Source organism: Microbacterium sp. P5_E9, from assembly GCF_054049175.1.
In genome coordinates, this window is sequence record NZ_JBFUMV010000067.1 from 1 (window position 1) to 687 (window position 687).

General features: G+C 64.0%; 1 protein-coding gene. It reads right to left on the reverse strand.

Annotation, left to right across the window (positions count from 1 at the left end; genetic code table 11):
• Positions 1-687, reverse strand: a 687-nt coding sequence (locus tag ACXJ3V_RS20250; protein WP_457102154.1) for an ornithine cyclodeaminase family protein, incomplete at both ends; no start/stop codon positions are given.

Genomic DNA, 687 nt, shown 5'->3' on the forward strand with positions numbered 1-687 from the left:
TGCGTACAGCAGCCTCTGCCCGAGGCCCATGCGTTCGGCCTTCTGCAGGATGGCATGGCCCAGGGCTATGTCGCTCAGGGATAGGCCACGGTGCCAGAACAGATTGGTCTCGTCGTCACTTTGCCGACCAGGCTTGCGGCCCGCGACGATCTCGCCAAGCTCGCCGTAGAGGGTCTGCTCCGAGAGCTTGCCCGCCTCGACGTGTGCGCGCAGCGAGCCGAAGATGCCGCCCTTGCATTGGCTCCAGTCGTCGACCACCACCTTGTCCATGATGTCGGTGAGCGAGAGTTCGACGGCACTCATCGTGCCATAGGGCACCACGAACGCGCCCGGCTTGATCCATTCGGTCTTCAGCATCGGTGTCGGACGCTCCAGCCGCGACGCTTCCACCACGATGTCGGCACCCCGCACGCAAGATTCCCAATCCTCCGTGATCACGATCTTCTTGCCAAGATCTCGCTCCAGGCGAGCGGCAAAGGCGTTGCGACTTTCCGGGCGACGCGAATGCACGCGAATCTCATCGAAGTCGAACAAGCTATCAAGCAGCCGGACGTTCCAGTAGGAGGTGCCACGCGCCCCGACATGCCCCAGCACCTTGCTCTCGCGGCGAGCCAGATGCCGGGCGCCCAGGGCCGTGATCGCCCCGGTGCGGGCATCGGTGATGAAGGTGGCATCGATCATCGCCAC